18 protein-coding genes are annotated in these 21,308 nt (G+C 74.8%); 13 read left to right on the top strand and 5 right to left on the bottom strand.

What is annotated here, in order from left to right; all coding sequences use genetic code 11:
- The coding region (locus GA0115242_RS12270) for a HAMP domain-containing protein (RefSeq protein WP_176729802.1) at window positions 1–1,081 on the bottom strand (1,081 nt) is incomplete at its 3' end.
- A gap of 102 nt (window positions 1,082–1,183) precedes the next feature.
- Between GA0115242_RS12270 and GA0115242_RS12265 the strand changes: the two genes are divergently transcribed.
- Together GA0115242_RS12265 and hemW are read left to right on the top strand one after the other, a co-directional pair.
- Window positions 1,184–3,148 (top strand): SpoIIE family protein phosphatase, encoded by a 1,965-nt coding sequence (locus tag GA0115242_RS12265; RefSeq protein ID WP_093827575.1) that lies wholly within the window; start codon window positions 1,184–1,186, stop codon window positions 3,146–3,148.
- Between the two features lie 67 nt (window positions 3,149–3,215).
- Window positions 3,216–4,448 (top strand): radical SAM family heme chaperone HemW, encoded by a 1,233-nt coding sequence (gene hemW / locus GA0115242_RS12260; protein ID WP_093827577.1) that lies wholly within the window; start codon window positions 3,216–3,218, stop codon window positions 4,446–4,448.
- Window positions 4,449–4,479: 31 nt separating this feature from the next.
- On the opposite strand, the gene GA0115242_RS12255 is transcribed toward hemW, so the two are convergent.
- The gene (locus GA0115242_RS12255) at window positions 4,480–5,283 is read right to left on the bottom strand and encodes a DUF3097 domain-containing protein (RefSeq protein WP_093827573.1); all 804 of its coding nucleotides are present in this window, start codon (window positions 5,281–5,283) and stop codon (window positions 4,480–4,482) included.
- Window positions 5,284–5,326: 43 nt separating this feature from the next.
- A complete protein-coding gene (locus tag GA0115242_RS12250; protein ID WP_093827571.1) occupies window positions 5,327–6,052 on the bottom strand; it encodes an MBL fold metallo-hydrolase in 726 nt (241 codons plus the stop codon).
- Window positions 6,053–6,249: 197 nt separating this feature from the next.
- Between GA0115242_RS12250 and hrcA the strand changes: the two genes are divergently transcribed.
- The 9 genes from hrcA (at window position 6,250) to GA0115242_RS12205 (ending at window position 16,605) form a co-directional block, all read left to right on the top strand.
- On the top strand, window positions 6,250–7,266 hold the full coding sequence (hrcA, locus tag GA0115242_RS12245) for a heat-inducible transcriptional repressor HrcA (RefSeq protein WP_093827569.1): 1,017 nt from the start codon (window positions 6,250–6,252) through the stop codon (window positions 7,264–7,266).
- Window positions 7,267–8,403: a molecular chaperone DnaJ gene (gene dnaJ / locus GA0115242_RS12240; protein ID WP_093827567.1), complete on the top strand. Its 1,137-nt coding sequence runs from the start codon at window positions 7,267–7,269 to the stop codon at window positions 8,401–8,403.
- A gap of 88 nt (window positions 8,404–8,491) precedes the next feature.
- On the top strand, window positions 8,492–9,568 hold the full coding sequence (locus GA0115242_RS12235) for a nitronate monooxygenase (protein WP_093827565.1): 1,077 nt from the start codon (window positions 8,492–8,494) through the stop codon (window positions 9,566–9,568).
- Window positions 9,565–10,323: a 16S rRNA (uracil(1498)-N(3))-methyltransferase gene (locus GA0115242_RS12230; protein ID WP_093827563.1), complete on the top strand. Its 759-nt coding sequence runs from the start codon at window positions 9,565–9,567 to the stop codon at window positions 10,321–10,323. Before GA0115242_RS12235 ends, GA0115242_RS12230 begins: the two co-directional genes overlap by 4 nt.
- A 130-nt stretch (window positions 10,324–10,453) precedes the next feature.
- Window positions 10,454–11,002: a hypothetical protein gene (locus tag GA0115242_RS12225; RefSeq protein WP_370672273.1), complete on the top strand. Its 549-nt coding sequence runs from the start codon at window positions 10,454–10,456 to the stop codon at window positions 11,000–11,002.
- A gap of 74 nt (window positions 11,003–11,076) precedes the next feature.
- Window positions 11,077–14,286 (top strand): S41 family peptidase, encoded by a 3,210-nt coding sequence (locus tag GA0115242_RS12220; RefSeq protein WP_093827559.1) that lies wholly within the window; start codon window positions 11,077–11,079, stop codon window positions 14,284–14,286.
- A gap of 46 nt (window positions 14,287–14,332) precedes the next feature.
- Window positions 14,333–14,686, top strand: coding sequence for a histidine triad nucleotide-binding protein (locus GA0115242_RS12215; protein ID WP_093827557.1), 354 nt, complete (start codon window positions 14,333–14,335; stop codon window positions 14,684–14,686).
- Between the two features lie 3 nt (window positions 14,687–14,689).
- The gene (locus tag GA0115242_RS12210; RefSeq protein WP_093827555.1) at window positions 14,690–15,595 is read left to right on the top strand and encodes a ribonuclease Z; all 906 of its coding nucleotides are present in this window, start codon (window positions 14,690–14,692) and stop codon (window positions 15,593–15,595) included.
- A gap of 20 nt (window positions 15,596–15,615) precedes the next feature.
- Complete coding sequence (locus tag GA0115242_RS12205; RefSeq protein ID WP_161353101.1) at window positions 15,616–16,605, top strand: adenosine deaminase; 990 nt, start codon at window positions 15,616–15,618, stop codon at window positions 16,603–16,605.
- 28 nt (window positions 16,606–16,633) lie between these two features.
- Here GA0115242_RS12205 and GA0115242_RS12200 read toward each other — a convergent pair whose 3' ends face one another.
- The gene (locus tag GA0115242_RS12200; RefSeq protein ID WP_093827551.1) at window positions 16,634–17,836 is read right to left on the bottom strand and encodes an MFS transporter; all 1,203 of its coding nucleotides are present in this window, start codon (window positions 17,834–17,836) and stop codon (window positions 16,634–16,636) included.
- Between the two features lie 319 nt (window positions 17,837–18,155).
- Window positions 18,156–18,953, bottom strand: a complete 798-nt coding sequence (locus tag GA0115242_RS12195) for an IclR family transcriptional regulator (RefSeq protein ID WP_093827549.1) — start codon at window positions 18,951–18,953, stop codon at window positions 18,156–18,158.
- 158 nt (window positions 18,954–19,111) lie between these two features.
- On the opposite strand from GA0115242_RS12195, the gene GA0115242_RS12190 reads away from it, so the two are divergent.
- Window positions 19,112–20,008, top strand: a complete 897-nt coding sequence (locus GA0115242_RS12190) for a 5-dehydro-4-deoxyglucarate dehydratase (protein WP_370672274.1) — start codon at window positions 19,112–19,114, stop codon at window positions 20,006–20,008.
- Window positions 20,005–21,294: a glucarate dehydratase family protein gene (locus GA0115242_RS12185; protein WP_093827545.1), complete on the top strand. Its 1,290-nt coding sequence runs from the start codon at window positions 20,005–20,007 to the stop codon at window positions 21,292–21,294. The genes GA0115242_RS12190 and GA0115242_RS12185 overlap by 4 nt, the downstream gene beginning before the upstream one ends.
- Window positions 21,295–21,308: the final 14 nt, after the last annotated feature.

Here is a 21,308-nt window from a genome sequence, read left to right as displayed (position 1 = left end):
TGCCGACCTCGCGGGCGACGCGGGTGACCTCGTCGGCGAAGGCGCGCAGTTGCTCGACCATCGTGTTGACGGTGTCCTTGAGTTCGAGGATCTCGCCGCGGGCGTCGACGGTGATCTTCTTGGAGAGGTCGCCGTTGGCGACGGCGGTGGTGACCTGCGCGATGTTGCGGACCTGCGAGGTCAGGTTCGACGCCATGAAGTTGACGTTGTCGGTGAGGTCCTTCCACACCCCCGACACCCCGCGCACCTGCGCCCGGCCGCCCAACTGCCCCTCGGTGCCCACCTCGCGGGCCACCCGGGTCACCTCGTCGGCGAAGGCGGAGAGCTGGTCGACCATCGTGTTCACGGTGAGCTTCAGCTCCAGCAGCTCGCCGGTCGCCTCCACCGTCACCGTCCGGGTCAGGTCGCCGCGCGCCACCGCCGTCGTCACCAGGGCGATGTCCCGCACCTGCGCGGTCAGCCGGGCCGCCATGGTGTTGACCGCCTCCGTCACGTCCCGCCAACTTCCGGACAGGCGCTGCACCTTGGCCCGGCCGCCGAGCCGCCCCTCGGTGCCGACCTCGCGGGCCACCCGGGTCACCTCGCCGGTGAACAGCGACAGTTGGTCCACCATCGTGTTCACGGCCCGGCCGAGCCGCCGCAGATCGCCCCGCAACTGCCGGTTCCCGTCGTGCAGATCGACCCGCTGGGTCAGATCGCCGCCCGCCACCGCGTGCAGCACCCGGGTGGCGTTCGCGGCCGGGACCACCAGCGCGTCCAGGATCTGGTTCACGTCGCTGACCCGGGACGCCCACGCGCCCTGCCCCGGACTGGCCGAAAGTCGCTCGTCCAGCCGCCCGTGCCTGACCAGCTCCCGCTTCACCCGCTGCGTCTCGCCGTTGAAGTGCGCCGTGCGGTCCACGATCTGGTTGAAGACGGCGGTCAGTTCGGCCACCATCCCCTCGCCGGTCTCCGGCACCTTCCTGAGGTCGCCGTCCCGGGCGGCGGTCATCGCGGCGAGCAGCGGACGCAGATCGGATGCTCGGATCCGGTCAGGAATCCGCTCATCCCCGATCAGACGCGTAGCACGGTTCTCACTCATGGCGGCCCACTTCGGTAACTCGGCGCTTATGGGCGTGGCCAGTCTGTCACTCTGTCGCCATCGACTGAGGCGTATTCGCGCGAACCGTCCGGGGAGCTGTGCATGGGGGCCATTCCGACGCAACGGGAGGCTGCTTCCGGTGGTTGCGGCGCTTCCGACGCGTCCGCGCGGGCGGGCGCGGTGCCGCCCGCCCGCACCCGGGCGACCCTGCCCGGCAGCCCCCTCGCGCCGGGCTCCGCGCGGGTCCTGGTGCGCGCCGCGCTCGCCGAGTGGGCCGCGTCCGCGTTCCCCGGCGCCGAGCGCCTCACCGACCGGCTCGCCGAGGACGCCGTCGTCGTGGTCAGCGAACTCGTCACCAACGCCGTCGTGCACGCCGGCACCGACGTCGAGCTGGCCTGCCGCCTGGAACCGGACGCGGGCGCCCTCGTCGTCGAGGTCGGCGACCACCATCCCTCCCGCGCGCCCCGCGACACCGAACCCTCCTACGAGGCGCCCGAGCACGGCCGGGGACTGCGCCTGGTCGCCGCCCTCGCCGAGTCCTGGGGCGTCACCTACCGCAGGGGCGCCAAGACCGTCTGGGCGCGGCTGGCCGCCGAGGGGCCGCCGGGCGACGCGGGCGATCCGGGGGAGACGGGGCGGGAGCGGGAGGAGACGGGCGCGGAGACCGACGAGATCAGGCCGTTCGACGGGCGGGACATCCTCGCGCGCGGCCTGCGGGTCGCCGAGAGCCTCGCCCCCGAGCCCCCGGCCGCCGAACGCGACCGGGACTGGCTCAACCGCGGTGCCCTCTCCTTCCTCGCCGAGGCGTCCGACCTGCTCGCCGGACAGCTCGACGAGAACCTCGTCGCCGCCCTCGCCGGACAGCTCATCGTGCCCCGCCTCGCCGACTGGTGCGCCGTCTGGCTGGAGGACGAGGCGAGCGGGCGCGGCGGCTGGTCGGGCGACGGCTCCCGCGGGGACGGCGCCCGCCTCGCCCGGGTCTGGCACGGCAGCGAGAACCGCATCGAGGAGCTGCGCCGGGCCCTGGAGAAGGACCCGCCGCGCCTGCTGTCCACCGACCGCGGCGGCCCCGTCCCCTACCCGTGGCCGGGCGAGGCGCTCGGCGCCCGCGACGGCCTTGGCGCGGCCCTCGCCTACCGGCTGGTCGCGGGCGGCCGCCCGCTGGGCACGCTCGTCATCGGCCGCTCCGGGCTCAGCCGCTTCCCCGACGAGATCACCGGCCTGGTCGAGGACCTCAGCCGCCGGGTGGCGCTCGCCGTCGGCGCGGCCCGCCAGTACGCCCGGCAGGCCACCATCAGCCAGGTGCTCCAGCGCGGGCTGCTGCCGGTCGCCGTCGCCGAGATCCCCGGGGTGCGCAGCGCGCTGGTCTACGAACCCTGCGACCAGGGCGGCCCGAGCGGCGACTTCTACGACCTGTTCCCGGGCGGCGACGGCCGCTGGTGCTTCGCCGTCGGGGACGTCCAGGGCAAGGGCCCCGAGGCCGCCGTCGTCATCGGCCTGGCCCGCCCCTGGCTGCGGCTGCTGGCCCGGGAGGGCTACCGGGTCGCCGACGTCCTCGACCGCCTCAACCGGCTCCTCCTGGACGACGCCACGGAGGCCGCCGACGCCGCCGCCCGCGCCCTCGCCCGGCCCGCCACCCCCGGCGACGGCCCGCAGACCCGCTTCCTCTCGCTCCTCTACGGCGAGCTGGTGCCCTTCGACGGCGGGGTCCGCTGCACCCTCGCCTCCGCGGGACACCCGCTGCCGCTGCTCCTGGGCCCGGGAGGGGACGTCCGCACGGTGGCCGTGCCGCAGACCCTGCTCGGCGTCGTCGACGACGAGACGTACACCAGCGAGACGTTCGAGCTGCGGACCGGCGACACCCTGCTGTGCGTCACCGACGGCGTCACCGAGCGCCGCTCCGGCGCCCGCCAGTTCGACGACGCCGACGGCCTGGCGACCGCGCTGGCGGGCTGCGCGGGCCTGAGCGCCGAACGCGTCGCGGAGCGCATCAGACGCCTCGTCCACGACTTCGGCCCCAAGCCCCCGGAGGACGACCTCGCGCTGCTGGTCCTCCAGGCGGAGTGAGCGCCCGCGCACCGGCCCCGGTCCACCGCGGGCCGCCGTCCGGCGCGCGTGCTGGACAATGGAGGACATGCCTTCCGCACTCCCCGACGGCGAACCGGTCCCCGAGGACGGCGCCCTGCCCGCCGCCGCGCTGACCGGCGCCGCCGACCGCCCGCTCGGGTTCTACCTGCACGTCCCGTACTGCGCGACCCGCTGCGGGTACTGCGACTTCAACACCTACACGGCGACCGAGCTGCGCGGCACCGGCGGTGTCCTCGCCTCCCGCGACAACTACGCCGACACCCTGACCGACGAGGTCCGCCTGGCCCGCAAGGTCCTCGGCGACGACCCGCGCCCGGTCCGCACGGTCTTCGTCGGCGGCGGCACCCCCACCCTGCTGGCCGCCGCCGACCTGGTGCGGATGCTGGCCGCCGTCCGCGAGGAGTTCGGCCTCGCGCCGGACGCCGAGGTGACGACCGAGGCGAACCCGGAGTCGGTGGACCCCACCTACCTGGCCGAACTGCGCGAGGGCGGCTTCAACCGGATCTCGTTCGGCATGCAGAGCGCCCGGCGGCACGTGCTGCGGGTCCTCGACCGCACCCACACCCCCGGCCGCCCCGAGGCGTGCGTCGCGGAGGCGCGGGCGGCGGGCTTCGCGCACGTGAACCTGGACCTGATCTACGGCACCCCGGGCGAGTCCGACGACGACTGGCGGGCCTCCCTGGACGCGGCCGTCGGCGCCGGACCCGACCACGTCTCCGCGTACGCCCTGATCGTCGAGGAGGGCACGGGCCTGGCCCGCAGGATCCGCCGCGGCGAGGTCCCGATGACCGACGACGACGTGCACGCCGACCGCTACCTGATCGCCGACGAGGCGCTGGCGGCGGCCGGGTTCGACTGGTACGAGGTGTCGAACTGGGCCACCTCCGAGGCGGCCAGGTGCCTGCACAACGAGCTGTACTGGCGGGGCGCCGACTGGTGGGGCGCGGGCCCCGGCGCCCACTCCCACGTCGGCGGGGTGCGCTGGTGGAACGTCAAGCACCCCGGCGCCTACGCGGCGGCCCTGGCGGCCGGGCGCTCACCCGGCGCGGGCCGCGAGCTGCTGACCGACGAGGACCGCCGGGTGGAGCGCGTCCTGCTGGAGCTGCGGCTGCGCGACGGCGTCCCGCTCGCCCTGCTGCGGCCCGAGGGCCTCGCGGCGGCCGCCAGGGCCCGCGCCGACGGCCTGCTGGAGAGCGGGCCCTACGAGTACGGCCGCGCCGCGCTCACCCTGCGCGGCAGGCTCCTGGCGGACGCCGTGGTGCGGGACCTGGTGGACTGAGCCGCACCGCGCCCGGCGCGGGCCCGGCGGGTCAGGCCGGCGCCGTCACGAAGTCGATCAGCTCCTCCACCCGGCCCAGCAGGGCGGGCTCCAGGTCCTTGTACGAGTGGACCCGGGACAGGATGTGCTGCCAGGCCGCGCCGGTGTTCTCCGGCCAGCCCAGGGCCCGGCACACGCCCGTCTTCCAGTCCTGGCCGCGCGGCACCCGCGGCCAGGCCGCGATGCCCAGCGAGGACGGCTTCACGGCCTCCCAGACGTCGATGTAGGGGTGCCCCACGACCAGCGCGTCCTCGCTGGTCACCTGCTCGGCGATGCGCCACTCCTTGGAGCCGGGGACCAGGTGGTCCACCAGGACGCCGAGCCGCGCGTCGGGCCCCGGCGCGAACGAGGCGACGATCGACGGGAGGTCGTCCACCCCCTCCAGGTACTCGACGACCACGCCCTCCACCCGCAGGTCGTCGCCCCAGACCCGCTCGACCAGCTCCGCGTCGTGCCGCCCCTCGACGTAGATCCGGCCCGCCCTGGCCACCCGGGCGCGGGCGCCGGGGACGGCCACCGAGCCCGACGCCGTGCGGGAGGGGCGGCTCGGTCCCGCGACCGGCCGGACGAGGGTCACCACCCGGCCCTCCAGCAGAAAGCCGCGCGGTTCCATCGGGAACACGCGGTGCTTGCCGAAGCGGTCCTCCAGCGTCACCGTGCCGGCCTCGCAGCGGATCACCGCCCCGCAGAATCCGGTGGCCGGTTCCTCCACCACGAGACCGGGGTCGGCCGCGATCTCGGGCACGGGCTTGGGCTTCTTCCACGGCGGAGTCAGGTCCGACGAGTACGGGCGCATTCGGATGACGATAGGAGAAGCACGGGCCTCCGGGGGCGTCAGGTCACCGCGACACGCCGAACCGGGCCGCCAGCGCGTCCCGCTGGGCCCGCACGAACGCCGCGTCCACCACCGCTCCGTGACCGGGCACGTACCGCGCGTCCGGCCCGCCCAGCGCCAGCAGCCGGTCCAGCGCCCGGGGCCAGTGCGCGGGCACCGCGTCGGGCCCGGCCTGCGGCTCGCCCGACTCCTCGACCAGGTCCCCGCAGAACACCACCGCGGGCGCCCCCGGCACCACCACGGCCAGGTCGTGCGCGGTGTGCCCGGGACCCACGTCCGCCAGCACCACCCGGGTCCCGCCGCCGAGGTCGACGGCCAGCTCCCCGGCGACCGCGCGCGAGGGCGCCACCAGGGCGTCCACCGCCTCCCCTGCCGCCCGCGGGTCCAGCCCCTCGCGCACCGCGTCGGCCAGCAGCTCGGCGGGGTCAGCGGGCCGCCCGCCGTCCGCCCCGGCGGCGCCGAACACCTCCGCGCCGGTGAACGCGGCCGCACCGAGCACGTGGTCGAAGTGCGGGTGGGTCAGGGCGAGATGGGTCACACGCCCCCCGGCCAGCGCCTCGGCCCGCCCGCGCAGCAGCGCGCCCTCCGCGAGGCAGGACCCGGCGTCCACCACCAGCGCGGCCCCGTCCCCGACCACGAGGCCCGCCGTGCAGTCCCAGCCCGGCAGCCGGCACCGCCCGACCCCGTCCCGCAGCCGTTCCCACCCCAGCTCTTCCCAAGTCACTCTCATACCGTGACGCTAGTGCCGTGACCGGAGAGGTCCGCCGCCGGACTTTTCCGGTCGGGGCACCGGCCGCGGCACGGGTCGGGGTCGGCCGGCCTTGCCCCCGGTGCACCCGTGCGCCGTACACTGGCCGGGGAACGCTGGCACTCGCGCGCGCTGAGTGCCAGGCCGGTGCCGAGGGGACGACTTGGGAGGTGTGCGCGATGCTGAGCGAGCGGAGGCTCCAGGTGCTGCGCGCCATCGTCCACGACTACGTCGGGACCGAGGAGCCGGTCGGTTCCAAGGCGCTGACCGAACGGCACAACCTCGGGGTCTCCCCGGCGACCGTGCGCAACGACATGGCCGCCCTGGAGGACGAGGGCTTCATCGCCCAGCCGCACACCAGCGCCGGGCGCATCCCCACCGACAAGGGCTACCGGCTGTTCGTCGACAAGCTGGCCGGGGTGAAGCCGATGACCGGCCCCGAGCGGCGTGCCATCCACAGCTTCCTGGACGGCGCCGTCGACCTGGACGACGTCGTCGCCCGCACGGTGCGGCTGCTCGCGCAGCTGACCCGGCAGGTCGCCGTCGTGCAGTACCCGTCGCTGACCCGCTCCACGGTCCGGCACGTGGAACTGCTGTCGCTGGCCCCGGCCCGGCTGATGCTGGTCCTGATCACCGACACCGGCCGGGTCGAACAGCGGCTGGTGGACTGTCCCGCGCCGTTCGGCGAGTCCTCGCTCGCCGACCTGCGGGCCCGGCTCAACAGCCGGGTCGCGGGACGGCGCTTCACCGACGTGCCCCCGCTCGTCGAGGACCTGCCCGAGGCCTTCGACGTCGAGGACCGGGGCACCGTCTCGACCGTGCTCTCCACCCTGCTGGAGACGCTCGTCGAGGAGAACGAGGAGCGGCTGATGATCGGCGGCACCGCCAATCTCACCCGCTTCGGACATGACTTTCCTCTCGTGATCCGTCCGGTCCTGGAGGCCCTGGAGGAACAGGTCGTCCTCCTCAAACTCCTGGGCGAGGCGGGGGATTCGGGCATGACCGTACGCATCGGTCACGAGAACGCCTACGAGGGACTCAACTCCACGTCCGTGGTCTCGGTCGGCTACGGTTCGGGCGGCGAGGCAGTCGCCAAGCTCGGCGTGGTCGGACCGACCCGCATGGATTACCCGGGAACGATGGGAGCGGTACGCGCAGTGGCACGGTACGTCGGACAGATCCTGGCGGAGTCGTAAGTGGCCACGGACTACTACGCCGTTCTCGGCGTGCGCCGCGACGCGTCGCAGGATGAGATCAAGAAGGCCTTCCGGCGGCTCGCACGCGAGCTGCATCCGGACGTGAACCCGGATCCGAAGACCCAGGAGCGGTTCAAGGAGATCAACGCCGCCTACGAGGTGCTCTCGGACCCGCAGAAGAAGCAGGTCTACGACCTCGGCGGGGACCCCCTCTCGCAGGCGGGCGGCGGAGGCGCGGGCGGCTTCGGCGCCGGTGGCTTCGGCAACTTCTCCGACATCATGGACGCCTTCTTCGGCACGGCGTCGCAGCGCGGACCGCGCTCGCGCACCCGCCGCGGCCAGGACGCCATGATCCGGCTGGAGATCGAGCTGGACGAGGCGGCCTTCGGCACCACGAAGGACATCCAGGTCGACACCGCCATCGTCTGCTCCACGTGCAGCGGCGAGGGCGCGGCCCCCGGCACCACCGCCCAGACCTGCGACATGTGCCGCGGGCGCGGCGAGGTGTCGCAGGTGACCCGGTCCTTCCTCGGCCAGGTCATGACCTCCCGCCCCTGCCCCCAGTGCCAGGGCTTCGGCACGGTCGTGCCGACCCCCTGCCCGGAGTGCGCGGGCGACGGCCGGGTCCGCTCCCGCCGCACCCTGACGGTGAAGATCCCGGCCGGTGTCGACAACGGCACCCGCATCCAGCTCGCGGGCGAGGGCGAGGTCGGCCCAGGCGGCGGCCCCGCGGGTGACCTCTACGTCGAGATCCACGAGCTGCCGCACTCCATGTTCCAGCGGCGCGGCGACGACCTGCACTGCACGGTCACCATCCCGATGACGGCGGCGGCCCTCGGCACCAAGGTGCCGCTGGAGACGCTGGACGGTCTGGAGGAGGTCGACATCAGGCCCGGCACCCAGTCCGGCCAGTCGATCCCGCTGCACGGGCGCGGTGTCACGCACCTGCGCGGCGGCGGCCGCGGCGACCTCATCGTGCACGTCGAGGTGCAGACGCCGACGAAGCTCGACCCCGAGCAGGAGCGGGTGCTGCGCGAGCTGTCCAAGCTGCGCGGCGAGGAGCGCCCGCTGGGCCAGTTCCAGCCGGGCCAGCAGGGCCTGTTCTCCCGTCTGAAGGACGCCTTCAACGGGCGCTGAGCGCCCCCGGACGGGCCTTGCCCCACGGCCTCGCGCCGGGGGCAAGGCCCGATTCGGTCCTGCCGGGAGGACGTGATTACATGCGGTCATGTCCTCCCCGCTGACCGATCTCTTCCCGCATCCGATCGTGCAGGCCCCCATGGCGGGCGGTGTCTCCGTCCCGCAACTGGCCGCCGCCGTGTCCGAGGCGGGCGGGCTCGGCTTCCTCGCCGCCGGGTACAAGACAGCCGACGGCATGTACCAGGAGATCAAACAGCTCCGCGGGCTCACCGGCCGCCCCTTCGGCGTCAACCTCTTCCTGCCGCAGCCCGAGTACGCGGACCCGTCGGCGGTCGAGGTGTACGCGCACCAACTCGCGGGCGAGGCCGCCTGGTACACCACCGAACTCGGCGACCCGGACAGCGGCCGGGACGACGGCTACGACGCCAAGCTGGCCGTCCTGCTCGACAACCCGGTGCCGGTGGTGTCGTTCCACTTCGGCGTGCCGAAGCCGCAGGTGCTGGAGTCGCTGCACCGGGCCGGGACCTTCACCCTGGTCACCGTGACCACCGCGGACGAGGCCCTCGCCGTCGAGCGGGCCGGGGCGGGCGCGGTGATCGCGCAGGGCATGGAGGCGGGCGGCCACCAGGGCACCCACCGCGACCTGCCCGAGCTGGACGGCTCAGGGCTCGGCCTGCTCGCGCTGATCGCGCAGGTCCGGGAGACCGTCTCGCTGCCGATCGTCGCCGCGGGCGGCATCATGCGCGGCCACCAGATCGCCGCCGCCCTCGCCTGCGGAGCGACCGCGGCCCAGCTCGGCACGGCGTTCCTCGCCACCCCCGAGTCCGGCGCCAACGCGCTGCACAAGCAGGCGCTGACCAACCCGCTCTACGTGCGCACCGAGCTGACCCGCGCCTTCTCCGGGCGTCCGGCCCGCGGCCTGGTCAACCGGTTCCTGCGCGAGCACGGCCCCTACGCGCCCGCCGCCTACCCGGAGGTCCACCACCTCACCTCGCCGCTGCGCAAGGCCGCCGCCAAGGCCGGGGACGCGCAGGGCATGGCGCTCTGGGCGGGCCAGGGCCACCGGATGGCCAGGGAGCTGCCCGCGGGCCAGCTCGTCGAGGTGCTCACCGCCGAGATCGAGGCGGCCCGTGACGCGCTGACCCCCGGGGGCGGCGCCCGATGACCGCGCCGGTCTTCGTCGCCGACGCCCTGGCCACCGCCGACCTGCGGGACGGCGCCTTCGTGCTGGACGGCGCCGAGGGGCGGCACGCGGTCTCCGTGAAGCGGCTGCGGCCCGGCGAGCGCGTCGTCCTCACCGACGGGCGCGGGCACTGGACCGAGGGCGTGGTGCGGGCCGCCGAGGGCAAGGACCGGCTGGTCCTCGCCGAGGTGGCGGAGCCGGTCGAGGAGCCCGTCGCGGCGCCCCGGATCACCGTCGTGCAGGCGCTGCCCAAGGGCGACAGGGGCGAGGTCGCGGTGGAGACCATGACCGAGGTAGGCGTGGACGCCGTGGTGCCCTGGCAGGCGTCCCGCTGCGTCACCCAGTGGCGGGACGAGCGCGGGCAGAAGGCGCTCGCCAAGTGGCGGGCCACCGCCCGGGAGGCGGGCAAGCAGTCCCGCCGGGTGCGCTTCCCCGAGATCGCGGAGGCCGCGACGACCAAGCAGGTGGCGGCACTTCTGGCCACCGCCGACCTCGCCGTCGTCCTGCACGAGGACCGCGACTGGCCGAGCGTGCCGCTGGCCACCGCCGAACTCCCCGCCGACGGCGACATCGTGCTCGTCGTAGGACCCGAAGGGGGCGTCTCCCCCGAGGAGTTGACCCTGTTCGCCGAGGCGGGCGCCGCCGCCCACCGGCTGGGCCGCAGCGTGCTGCGCACCTCCACCGCGGGCACCGCGGCGGCCGCCCTGCTCCTGGCCCGCACCGGCCGCTGGTCCTGACCCCCGCCGCCCGGCAGGTCCCGCCCACGTCGTCGAGCACCTGGGAACGTTCCTAGGTGGTACGCGGGGGGCGCACCCGTGGCCGTATGCGCTCTACCGCCGCGCCCCGGTCGGTGGGAGGCTGCCGTGCATGGCGGCATCGACATGGAGGATGCGGCGCCCGCGGGGACGGCGGGTCGCCGCCGCGGTGTGCCTGGCGACGGCGGCCGTGGGCGCCGCCACCGCGTGCGACCCGGGCGGGATGAGTTCCGCGACCGTGGCGTACACCACCGACCAGACGGCGACCGCGCGACTCGAGCACCAGCACGTCACCGTCCGCTGGCTGACCTGCACCGGCGACTACGGCGGGAAGAACGCGCCCACCCCGTCGGCCGGGGAGAGCACCGTCGTCGCGGTCGACTGCAAGGGGCAGACCAAGGACGGCAAGGACATCACCGTCACCGGCCGGGTCGACCGCGCGGTCGACGGTGCCTGCGTGCGCGGTGACCTGACCGCGAAGGTCGGCGGCAAACAGGTCTTCCGCGTCACCGGGCTCGGCGACTGCGGCGCCACCCCCTCGCCGATCTCCCAGCCCACCTTCGGCGGTGGCGGCGCCGGGCAGCCCACGGTCACCGTCACGGTCACCAAGACCCTCTGGTGCAAGGCCGATCCGCAGTGCTGGCCGGTCCAGGGCAAGTAGCGCGCGGGCCGCGGCCTGCGGAGAAGTGATCGAAACCGCTGTCCCCGCGGGCCGCCGCTGCATAGGGTGATCGGGTGACACAGCCCGCAGCCCCCGCGTATCTCCGGTTCCCGCACGTGCACGGCGACCTGGTGGCGTTCACCGCCGAGGACGACGTCTGGCTCGCGCCCCTCGACGGCGGCCGGGCCTGGCGGGCCAGTTCCGACAACGTCCCGGTCGGCCAGCCGCGCGTCTCGCCCGACGGCACCACCCTCGCCTGGACCTCCACCCGCGACGGCGCCCCCGAGGTGCACATCGCCCCGGTCGACGGCGGCCCCGCCACCCGCCTGACCCACTGGGGCAGCCGCCGCACCCAGGTCCGCGGCTGGACCCCGGACGGGCAGGTCCTCGCGATCACCACGCACGGGCAGGCGTCGGCGCGCCGGAGCTGGGCGCGGGCGGTCCCGCTCGACGGCGGCCCGGCCACCACCCTGCCCTACGGCCCGGTCGGCGACGTCGCGTTCGGCCCCGCCACCGTGCTGCTCTCCGCGCCGATGGGCCGCGAGGCCGCCTGGTGGAAGCGGTACCGGGGCGGCACCGCGGGCAAGCTGTGGATCGACCGCGGGGCCGACAACCCGGCGCACAGCGGGGAGTTCACGCGCCTGCACCAGGAGGTGGACGGCAACCTGGAGAGCCCGGTGTGGGTGGGGGAGCGGATCGCGTTCCTCTCCGACCACGAGGGCGTCGGCGCCGTCTACTCCTCCCTCGCCGACGGCTCCGACCTGCGCAGGCACACCCCCGTCGACGGGTTCTACGCCCGCCATCTCGCCGGTGACGGCAGCCGGTTGGTGTACAGCTCGGCCGGACAGCTGTACCTCCTGGACGACCTCGACGGCAGCGCGCCGCGCCCCCTCGACGTCCGGCTCGGCGGCTCCCGCACCGACCTCCAGCCCTACCCGCTGAACGCGGCCCACTGGTTCGGCGCCGCCCACCCCGACCACACCGCGCGCGGCAGCGCCGTCGCCGTCCGGGGCTCCGTCCACTGGGTCACCCACCGCTCGGGACCGGCCCGCGCGCTCGCCGCCGAACCCGGCGTCCGGGCCCGGCTGCCCCGCGTCTTCCGCGCCGACGGCGAGGAGTGGGTGGTGTGGGTGACGGACGCCGAGGGCGACGACGCCCTGGAGTTCGCGCCCGCCACCGGCACCGCACCCGGCACCAGCCCGCGCCGCCTCGCCGCCGGGCAGCTCGGCCGGGTCCTCGCCCTCGCGGTCGCCCCCGACGGCGGCCGGGTCGCCGTCGCCACCCACGACGGCCGCGTGCTGCTCGTCGAGCGGGAGAGCGGCGAGGTCCGCGAGGTCGACCGCAGCGCCGACGGCGACGCCTCCGGGCTGGTCTTCTCGCCCGACTCGACCTGGCTCGCCTGGTCCCACGCGGGCCCGCGCCCGCTGCGCCAGCTCCGCCTCGCCAGCACCACCGACCTCACCGTCACCGAGGCGACCCCGCTGCGGTTCCGCGACTGGTCGCCGGCGTTCACCCTGGACGGCAAGCACCTCGCGTTCCTCTCCGCGCGCGCCTTCGACCCGGTCTACGACGACCACGTCTTCGACCTCGCGTTCGTGGCGGGCGCCCGCCCGCACCTGATCACCCTCGCGGCGACCACACCGTCGCCGTTCGGACCGCAGCGCCACGGCCGGTCCTTCGACGCGCCGGACAAGGACGAGACCCCGGACAGCGAGGGCACCCCCGCCACCCGCGTCGACCTCGACGGACTCGCCGACCGGATCGTGCCGTTCCCGGTCGAGGCCGCCCGCTGCTCCACCCTGCGGGCCGCGAAGGACGGCGTGCTGTGGCTGCGCCACCCGGTGCGCGGGGTCCTCGGCGCCTCCCGGGCCACCCCGGACGACCCGGACCCCAAGAGCACCCTGGAGCGCTACGACCTCGCCCAGCAGCGCGTGGACCACCTCGCCTCGGACGCCGACCACTTCGCCGTCTCGGGCGACGGCAAGCGCGTCCTGCTGTGGACCGACGGCAGGCTCAAGGTCGTCCCCAGCGACCGGCGGGCCTCCTCCGACGACGACAGCGACAGCAACATCAGCGTCGACCTCGGCCGGATCCGGCAGACCGTCGACCCGGCCGCCGAGTGGCGGCAGATGTTCGACGAGACCGGCCGCCTGATGCGGGACAACTTCTGGCGGGCCGACCTCGGCGGCGTCGACTGGGACGCCGTCCTCGACCGCTACCGGCCCGTCCTCGCCCGCGTCTCCACCCACGACGACCTGGTCGACCTGCTCTGGGAGGTGCAGGGCGAACTCGGCACGTCCCACGCCTACGTCACCCCGCGCGGCGGCCACGGCGGGGACCGGCAGGGGCTGCTCGGCGCCGACCTCTCCCGGCACGAGGACGGCACCTGGCGCGTCGACCGGGTGCTGCCCACCGAGACCTCCGACCCCGACGCCCGCTCCCCGCTGGCCGCGCCCGGTGTCGCGGTGCGCCCCGGGGACGCCGTCGTCGCGGTCGGCGGCCTGCCGGTCGACCCGGTCACCGGTCCCGGGCCGCTGCTGGTGGGGGCCGCGGGCAAGCCGGTCGAGCTGACCGTGCTGCCGTCCGGCGGCGGCGACGCCCGGCACGCCGTCGTCGTCCCGATCGCCGACGAGGAGCCGCTGCGCTACCACGCCTGGGTCGCCGACCGGCGGGCCTACGTCCACGAGCGGTCCGGCGGGCGGCTCGGCTACCTGCACGTGCCGGACATGATCGGCTCCGGCTGGGCGCAGCTCCACCGCGACCTGCGGATCGAGGTGGCCAGGGAGGGCCTGGTGGTGGACGTGCGGGAGAACCGCGGCGGCCACACCTCGCAGCTCGTGGTGGAGAAGCTGGCCCGGCGGATCGTCGGCTGGGACCTGCCGCGCGGCCTGCGCGCCTCCAGCTACCCGGAGGACGCGCCGCGCGGTCCGGTGGTCGCCGTCGCCGACGAGTTCTCCGGCTCCGACGGGGACATCGTCAACGCGGCGATCAAGGCCCTCGGCATCGGACCGGTGGTCGGCACCCGCACCTGGGGCGGGGTGATCGGCATCGACAGCCGCTACCGGCTGGTCGACGGCACCCTGGTCACCCAGCCCAAGTACGCTTTCTGGCTCGAGGGTTACGGCTGGGGCGTGGAGAACCACGGTGTCGACCCGGACGTCGAGGTGGTGCAGCGCCCGCAGGACCACGCGGCGGGCCGCGACACCCAGCTCGACGCGGCGATCGCGCTCGCCCTGGAGTCCCTGGCGGGCCACCCGGCGAAGACACCGCCCGAGCTGCCGTAGATAGCATGCACGGACACCGACAGGGCGAGGCGTGAGGAGCACGGCCATGGCAGGGGAAGCGCAGGACGACTGCCTGTTCTGCAAGATCGTCGCAGGACAGATCCCGGCGACCGTCGTGCGGGAGACCGCGACGACCGTCGCCTTCCGGGACATCAACCCGAAGGCGCCGGTGCACGTCCTGGTGATCCCCAAGGCGCACTACCCGGACGCCGCCTCGCTCGCCGAGGGCGCCCCCGGGCTCGCCGCCGACGTGCTGCGCGAGACCCGTGCGGTCGCCGACGAGGAGAAGCTGGAGAGCTACCGGACCGTCTTCAACACGGGCGCGGGCGCCGGGCAGACCGTCTTCCACGCGCACGCCCACGTCCTCGGCGGGCGCGGCCTGCAGTGGCCCCCGGGATAGCCCGTGTCCGTCCGTGAACTCGTCGTCCTGGGCACCGCGAGCCAGGTCCCGACCCGGCACCGCAACCACAACGGCTATCTGCTGCGCTGGGACGGCGAGGGCATCCTCTTCGACCCCGGTGAGGGCACCCAGCGGCAGATGCTGCGCGCCGGGGTCGCCGCGCACGACCTGAACCGGATCTGCGTCACCCACTTCCACGGCGACCACTCGCTTGGCCTGGCCGGGGTCGTGCAGCGGATCAACCTGGACCGGGTCCCGCACGAGATCACCGCGCACTACCCGCGCTCGGGCCGGCGCTTCTTCGACCGGCTCAGGTACGCCACCGCGTACCGGGAGACGGTCGAGCTGAGAGAGGTCCCGGTCGACGCCGACGGCGACCTCGCGTCGACCCCGTCGTACACGCTCCAGGCGTACCGGCTCTCGCACCCGGTGGAGTCCTACGGCTACCGGCTGGTCGAGCCGGACGGGGTGCGGATGCTGCCCGAGCGGCTCGCCGCGCACGGCATCGCGGGTCCCGACGTCGGCCGCCTGCAGCGCGACGGCGTCCTGGGCGGGGTGTCCCTCGCGGACGTCAGCGAGGTGCGCCGGGGCCAGCGGTTCGCGTTCGTCATGGACACCCGGCTCTGCGACGGCGTGGACGCCCTGGCGGAGGGCGCCGACCTGCTGGTCATCGAGTCGACGTTCCTGGACGGGGAGAGCGGCCTGGCCGCCGAGCACGGTCACCTCACCGCCGGGCAGGCGGCCGGGGCGGCGGTCCGGGCGGGCGTGCGGCACCTGGTGCTCACCCACTTCAGCCAGCGCTACGACGACCCCGGGGAGTTCGAACGGCAGGCCCGCGCGGCCGGGTTCGAGGGCGAGCTGACGGTGGCGCGCGATCTGCTCCGGGTCCCGGTTCCGAAACGCAGCTGAATCGCCCGTACGATGCTTTGATGCCCATCCCCAAAGCAGAACTGCACCTGCACATCGAAGGCACCCTGGAGCCGGAGCTGGCCTTCGAGCTGGCCGCGCGCAACGGCGTCACGCTTCCCTACCCGGACACCGCGGCGCTGCGCGAGGCGTACGCCTTCGACGACCTCCAGTCGTTCCTCGACCTGTACTACGGGCTGATGGCCGTCCTGCGCACCGAGCGGGACTTCGAGGACCTCGCGGACGCCTACCTGGCGCGGGCCGCGGCCCAGGGCGTGCGGCACGCCGAGATCTTCTTCGACCCGCAGGCGCACCTGGCCCGGGGCGTGGCGATGGGCACCGTCGTCGAGGGGCTGTGGCGGGCGCTGGGGCGCAGCGAGGCGACGCACGGGGTGTCGACGCGGCTCATCCTCTGCTTCCTGCGGGACGAGTCGGCGGACTCCGCGGCGCGGACGCTGGCGGCGGCCGGGCCCTACCTGGACCGGATCACCGGGGTCGGCCTGGACTCGGCCGAGGTCGGGCACCCGCCGGCCAAGTTCCGCGCGGTGTACGAGGCGGCGGCCGCCCTCGGGCTGCGCCGGGTGGCGCACGCCGGTGAGGAGGGCCCGCCGGAGTACGTGACCGAGGCGCTGGACGTCCTCGGGGTGGAGCGCGTCGACCACGGGCTGCGCAGCGTGGAGGACCCGGCGCTGGTGGCGCGGCTGGTGCGGGAGCGCATCCCGCTGACGCTCTGCCCGCTCTCCAACGTCCGGCTGCGGACGGTCGACACCCTCGCCGACCATCCGCTTCCGGCGATGCTGGAGGCGGGCCTGATGTGCACGGTCAACTCCGACGACCCGGCCTACTTCGGCGGCTACGCGGGCGACAATTTCGACGCGGTCCGCTCGGTCCTCGGCCTCACCGAGGAGTCGGTGCGGGAACTGGCCCGCAACTCCTTCGTCGCCGCCTTCCTGGACGACGACGAGGAGCGCAGGGCGCGGTATCTGGCCGAGGTCGACGCCTACGTGTTCTAGGAGGGGTGCGGCCCGGACGCCGTGCGGGTCAGGCCGCGGTGGTCGTGTCGCGGGCGAGCGGGGCGACCGCCGTGGACGTCTCGACCGGGATCTCCACGACCGGCAGCGCGCGGCGGCTCATGCCGAGCGCGACGGCGGTCATCGGGACGGTGACCACCAGCAGGACGGCGGCGAGGACCAGGCCCATCACCGGGAACCCGGCCTGCGCGGACAGCACGCTGCCCGCCAGCGGACCGGCGGCCGTGCCCAGTGAGGAGGCGGAGCCGACCAGCACCGCCCACCGTCCGCGCGGGTCGAGCGAGGCGGCCAGACCGATCAGGTACGACAGGACGACCGGGTAGACCAGGTTCCAGGCGATCTCGCCCGCCGCGAACGACACCAGGTCGGTGGCGGAGGCGCTCAGCACCAGGAAGACCGCGATGAGCACGGAGCCGCCGCCGACCGGCAGGGCCTTGCCGAGCCGCGGGCCGACCGCGCCCGCGCCCAGCACCCCGAGCAGTCCGGCGCCGAGCGCGACCGCGAAGACCACGCCGACGACGGCCTCGGTGAGGTGCGCCTGGACCAGGCCGATCCGCCCGCTGACGCCCCACAGGGCGTTCTGTATGAGGGACCAGCAGGGCATGGCGAGGGCGAGCACCAGACCGGACCTGAAGTGCGGCAGGCGGCCGCCCTCGGCGGACGGCGGCGGGGTGGGCGCGGGGCCCGGCAGGCGGCCGGTGAACGGCCACACGGCGAGCGCGGTGAGGGCTATGGCGGCCAGCGGCTGGCCGTGCCCGGGGCCCAGGTGCGGGATCGCCAGGTAGACGGCGCCCGCGAGCGCGGAGACGCTCAGCAGACCGGCGGTGGAGGCCCGGTGCGGGTCGGGCTGGGCGGCCACTCCGGTGACGGCGACCGCGGTGACGGTGCCGGACCCGAAGCCGCCGATCACCGCGCCGAGCACGACGAGGGGGACGGCGCCCGCGAGGGCGGCGCCGCCGTAGCCGACGGCGGCCAGGGTGAGTCCGGCGCGGGCCAGGTTCCTGGCGCCGACCCGGGACACCCGGGAGGCGAGCAGGAATCCGGCGGAGGCCGAGCTGAGGAGCAGGGCGCTGCCGACGGCGCCCGCCTGTGTGGCGGTCAGCGGCAGCCCCGAGTCGAGGCGGCCGACGGTGGTCGGCAGGAGGTAGGGGGCGAGGTACCCGGCCGTGAAAAGGGCGACGAGGGGCCAGGAGAGGGTGCGGGGGGCGAACACGGGCGTTCCCAGGGCATGCGAAAGAGGCGGCTCATGGAGGGGGTTGGGCGCAGGCCGTCGACGGACAGGAACGCGCGGGCAATTTGTATCAAGCACGCGGTTGCGGAAGAAGCTGGGAAGGCGTGATCTGAATCACAGTGTGGTTTGGGGTGTGGAACGCCGGGTAAAAGAGCGAATTTTCGCCGACGCGAACGGGTCACGCGCATGACCCGGAGGGGTCCGGACGGGTGGCCGGAGGGCCGGCCCGACCGGTGGTCCGACCGGTTGCCCGGCCGGTGGCCGGACCCGTCGCCGCCGGTGCGCGGGGCCGCGGGCGGGCCTACCGCCAGTGGACCGCGCCGCCCCCGCCCGCCGGTGCCGTGGCCTCGGCCTTGCCCCGGATCTCCCGCATCACCGAGACGACCGCCGCCTCGTGAGCGGGCGTCAGCCGGGCCACCGGCACCGAGCAGCTGATCGCGTCCAGCGCGGGCTCGTCGTAGCGCAGCGCGAAGCCGAAGCCGACGATCCCGGTGACGCCCTCCTCGCGGTCGATCGAGTAGCCCCGCTCCCGCACCCCGGCGAGGTCGGCGGCGAGCGCCCGACGGGTCGTCAGGGTGCGGGGCGTGCGGGCCTCGTAGGGGCCCTCGGGCAGCTCCTCGTCGCCGCGCTCGGCCAGCAGCGCCTTGCCCAGCGCCCCCATGTGCGCGGGCAGTCTGCGGCCGACCCGGCTGATGGTCCGCAGGTACTCGTGCGACTCCCGGGTGGCGAGGTAGGCCACGTCGCGGCCGTCGAGCCGCCCCAGGTGGACGGTCTCGCCGAGCGCCTGGGACGCCTCGTCCAGGAACGGCCGCACGGCCCGCACCCGGGGGTCGGAGTCGAGGTAGCCGGTGCCGGTGAGCAGGGCGTGGATGCCGATGCCGTACAGCGAGCCGGTGACGTCCGTGCGCACCCAGCCGCGTCCGATGAGGGTCTGCAGGAGCGCGTACATGGAGCTGCGCGGCACCGCCAGCTCGTCCGCCAGCTCCTGGAGCCTGGCCGGGCGGTCGCCGCGCGCGGCGAGCAGCTCCAGCAGTTCGACGGTCCGCGCCGCGGACTTCACCTCGCGGACGCCACCCGGCGCGCTCCCAGCCTCCGACATGTCCCGATCGTAAGCGGTGCCGGACGCCTTATTGACGTCCGCTGTCCGTGTATCTAACCTCCATCTGCATACATGGATAGCGTCTACATAGGGAGATGACGAGGGTGAGCCTCGACACGGACACGGGTACGGACACGGTCCGGCGGCTGCGGGAGGGCATGGCGCGGGGCGTGCTGTCCTTCCCGCTCACGAGCTTCCACCCGGACGGCACCCTCGACCCCGACGGCTGCCGCGCCCACCTCGCCGCCCAGATCGCCACCGCCCCCGGCGCCGTCTTCCCGGCCTGCGGCACCGGCGAGTTCTTCTCCCTCGACGAGGACGAGTACCGCACCGTCGTCACCCTCGCCGTCGAGGAGGCCGCCGGACGCCTGCCCGTGGTCGCCGGGGTCGGCTACGGCTGGGCCCAGGCCGCCCGGTTCGCCCGCATCGCCGAGGAGGCGGGCGCCGACGCCCTGCTCGTCCTGCCGCACTACCTCGTCGCCGCCCCGCAGGACGGACTCGTCGGCCAGCTCGAACAGCTCGCCGCCCGCACCCGGCTGCCGCTCATCGCCTACCAGCGCGGCCAGGTCGCCTTCACCGCCGAGACCGTCCGGCGCGTCGCCGCCCTGCCCGGCGTCATCGGCCTCAAGGACGGCCACAGCGACCTCGACCGCCTCCAGCGCCTCACCCTCGCCGCCCCCGACGGCTTCCTCTTCTTCAACGGCGCCGCCACCGCCGAGATCCAGGCCCGCGCCTACGCCACCGTCGGCGTCCCCGCCTACTCCTCCGCCGTGCACGCCTTCGCCCCGGAGATCGCGAACGCCTTCTTCACCGCCCTGCGCGACGGCGACGACCCCACCGTCGACACCCTGCTGCGCGCCTTCTACGTCCCGCTCGTCGAACTCCGCGACCGGGTGCCCGGGTACGCCGTCTCCCTGGTCAAGGCCGCGGCCCGGCTGCGCGGACGCCCGGTCGGCCCCGTCCGCGCCCCGCTCACCGACCCCTCGCCCGCCGACCTCGCCGAACTGACCGGCCTGCTCGCCACCGGACTCGACCTCGTAGGAGCCGACCTGTGAACCTCACCGTTACCGACGTACGGCTGACCCCGATCCTCGTCGCCGACCCGCCGCTGCTCAACACCCAGGGCGTCCACCAGCCCTACACCCCCCGGCTGATCATCGAGGTCGTCACCGCCGACGGCACCACCGGTGTCGGCGAGACCTACGGCGACACCAAGTACCTCGAACTCGCCCGCCCGCTGGCCGAGCGCCTCACCGGCCGCCGGGTCGACGACCTCAACGGCCTGTCCGCCCTCGCCGACGAGGTCGCCGTCGACGACTCCCGGGTCTCAGGACAGGTCGACGTCGGCGGACTGCGCGGCGTCCAGACCGCCGACAAGCTCCGCCTCTCCGTCGTCTCCGGCTTCGAGGTCGCCTGCCTCGACGCCCTCGGCAAGTGCCTCGGCCTGCCCGTGCACGCCCTCCTCGGCGGCAAGGTCCGCGACAGCGTCGAGTACAGCGCCTACCTCTTCTACAAGTGGGCCGGGCACCCCGAGGGCGTCCCCGCCGAACAGGACGACTGGGGCGCCGCCCTCGACCCGGCGGGCATCGTCGAACAGGCCCGCCGCCTCACCGAGCGCCACGGCTTCACCTCCTTCAAGCTCAAGGGCGGGGTCTTCCCGCCCGACCAGGAGATCGCCGCCGTCCGCGCCCTCGCCGCCGCCTTCCCCGGCCACCCGCTGCGCCTCGACCCCAACGGCGCCTGGTCGGTGGCCACTTCGCTGAAGGTCGCCGAGGAGATCGGCGACCTCCTGGAGTACCTGGAGGACCCCGCGCTCGGCACTCCCGCCATGGCCGAGGTCGCCGCCGCCACCGACGTCCCGCTCGCCACCAACATGTGCGTGACCACGTTCGCCGAGATCCGGGAGGCCTTCACCCGGGGCGCCGTGCAGGTCGTGCTCAGCGACCACCACTACTGGGGCGGACTGCGCAGCACCCAGCAACTCGCCGCCGTCTGCCGCACCTTCGGCGTCGGCGTCTCCATGCACTCCAACACCCACCTCGGGATCAGCCTCGCCGCGATGACCCACGTCGCCGCGACCGTCCCCGGCCTCCACCACGCCTGCGACTCCCACTACCCCTGGCAGTCCGAGGACGTCCTCACCGAGCGCCTCACCTTCACCGGCGGCCGGATCACCGTCCCGGACGGCCCCGGGCTCGGCGTCGAACTCGACCGCGACCGGCTGCGTCCGCTGCACCGGCGCTGGCTCGATGACGACGGCCGTCTGCGCGAGCGCGACGACGCCGCCGCCATGCGCGTCGCCGAGCCCGGCTGGCGCACCCCCGCCGTCCCGCGCTGGTGACCGCCGCGCCCGCC

It is taken from the genome of Streptomyces sp. SolWspMP-5a-2, from assembly GCF_900091845.1.
In the GTDB taxonomy this organism is placed as follows: Bacteria; Actinomycetota; Actinomycetes; order Streptomycetales; family Streptomycetaceae; genus Streptomyces; species Streptomyces doudnae.
This window is presented reverse-complemented; position numbering and strand designations above follow the sequence as displayed.

What these genes read in the sequence shown, in the direction of transcription:
- GA0115242_RS12250 (WP_093827571.1), bottom strand. Translation starts at nt 6,052, where the DNA reads ATGAGAGTGACTTGGGAAGAGCTGGGGTGGGAACGGCTGCGGGACGGG.
- GA0115242_RS12195 (WP_093827549.1), bottom strand. Translation starts at nt 18,953, where the DNA reads ATGTCGGAGGCTGGGAGCGCGCCGGGTGGCGTCCGCGAGGTGAAGTCC.
- hrcA (WP_093827569.1), top strand. Translation starts at nt 6,250, where the DNA reads ATGCTGAGCGAGCGGAGGCTCCAGGTGCTGCGCGCCATCGTCCACGAC.
- GA0115242_RS12235 (WP_093827565.1), top strand. Translation starts at nt 8,492, where the DNA reads ATGTCCTCCCCGCTGACCGATCTCTTCCCGCATCCGATCGTGCAGGCC.
- GA0115242_RS12230 (WP_093827563.1), top strand. Translation starts at nt 9,565, where the DNA reads ATGACCGCGCCGGTCTTCGTCGCCGACGCCCTGGCCACCGCCGACCTG.
- GA0115242_RS12255 (WP_093827573.1), bottom strand. Translation starts at nt 5,283, where the DNA reads ATGCGCCCGTACTCGTCGGACCTGACTCCGCCGTGGAAGAAGCCCAAG.
- GA0115242_RS12190 (WP_370672274.1), top strand. Translation starts at nt 19,112, where the DNA reads ATGGCGCGGGGCGTGCTGTCCTTCCCGCTCACGAGCTTCCACCCGGAC.
- GA0115242_RS12215 (WP_093827557.1), top strand. Translation starts at nt 14,333, where the DNA reads ATGGCAGGGGAAGCGCAGGACGACTGCCTGTTCTGCAAGATCGTCGCA.
- GA0115242_RS12265 (WP_093827575.1), top strand. Translation starts at nt 1,184, where the DNA reads ATGGGGGCCATTCCGACGCAACGGGAGGCTGCTTCCGGTGGTTGCGGC.
- hemW (WP_093827577.1), top strand. Translation starts at nt 3,216, where the DNA reads ATGCCTTCCGCACTCCCCGACGGCGAACCGGTCCCCGAGGACGGCGCC.
- GA0115242_RS12225 (WP_370672273.1), top strand. Translation starts at nt 10,454, where the DNA reads ATGGCGGCATCGACATGGAGGATGCGGCGCCCGCGGGGACGGCGGGTC.
- GA0115242_RS12205 (WP_161353101.1), top strand. Translation starts at nt 15,616, where the DNA reads ATGCCCATCCCCAAAGCAGAACTGCACCTGCACATCGAAGGCACCCTG.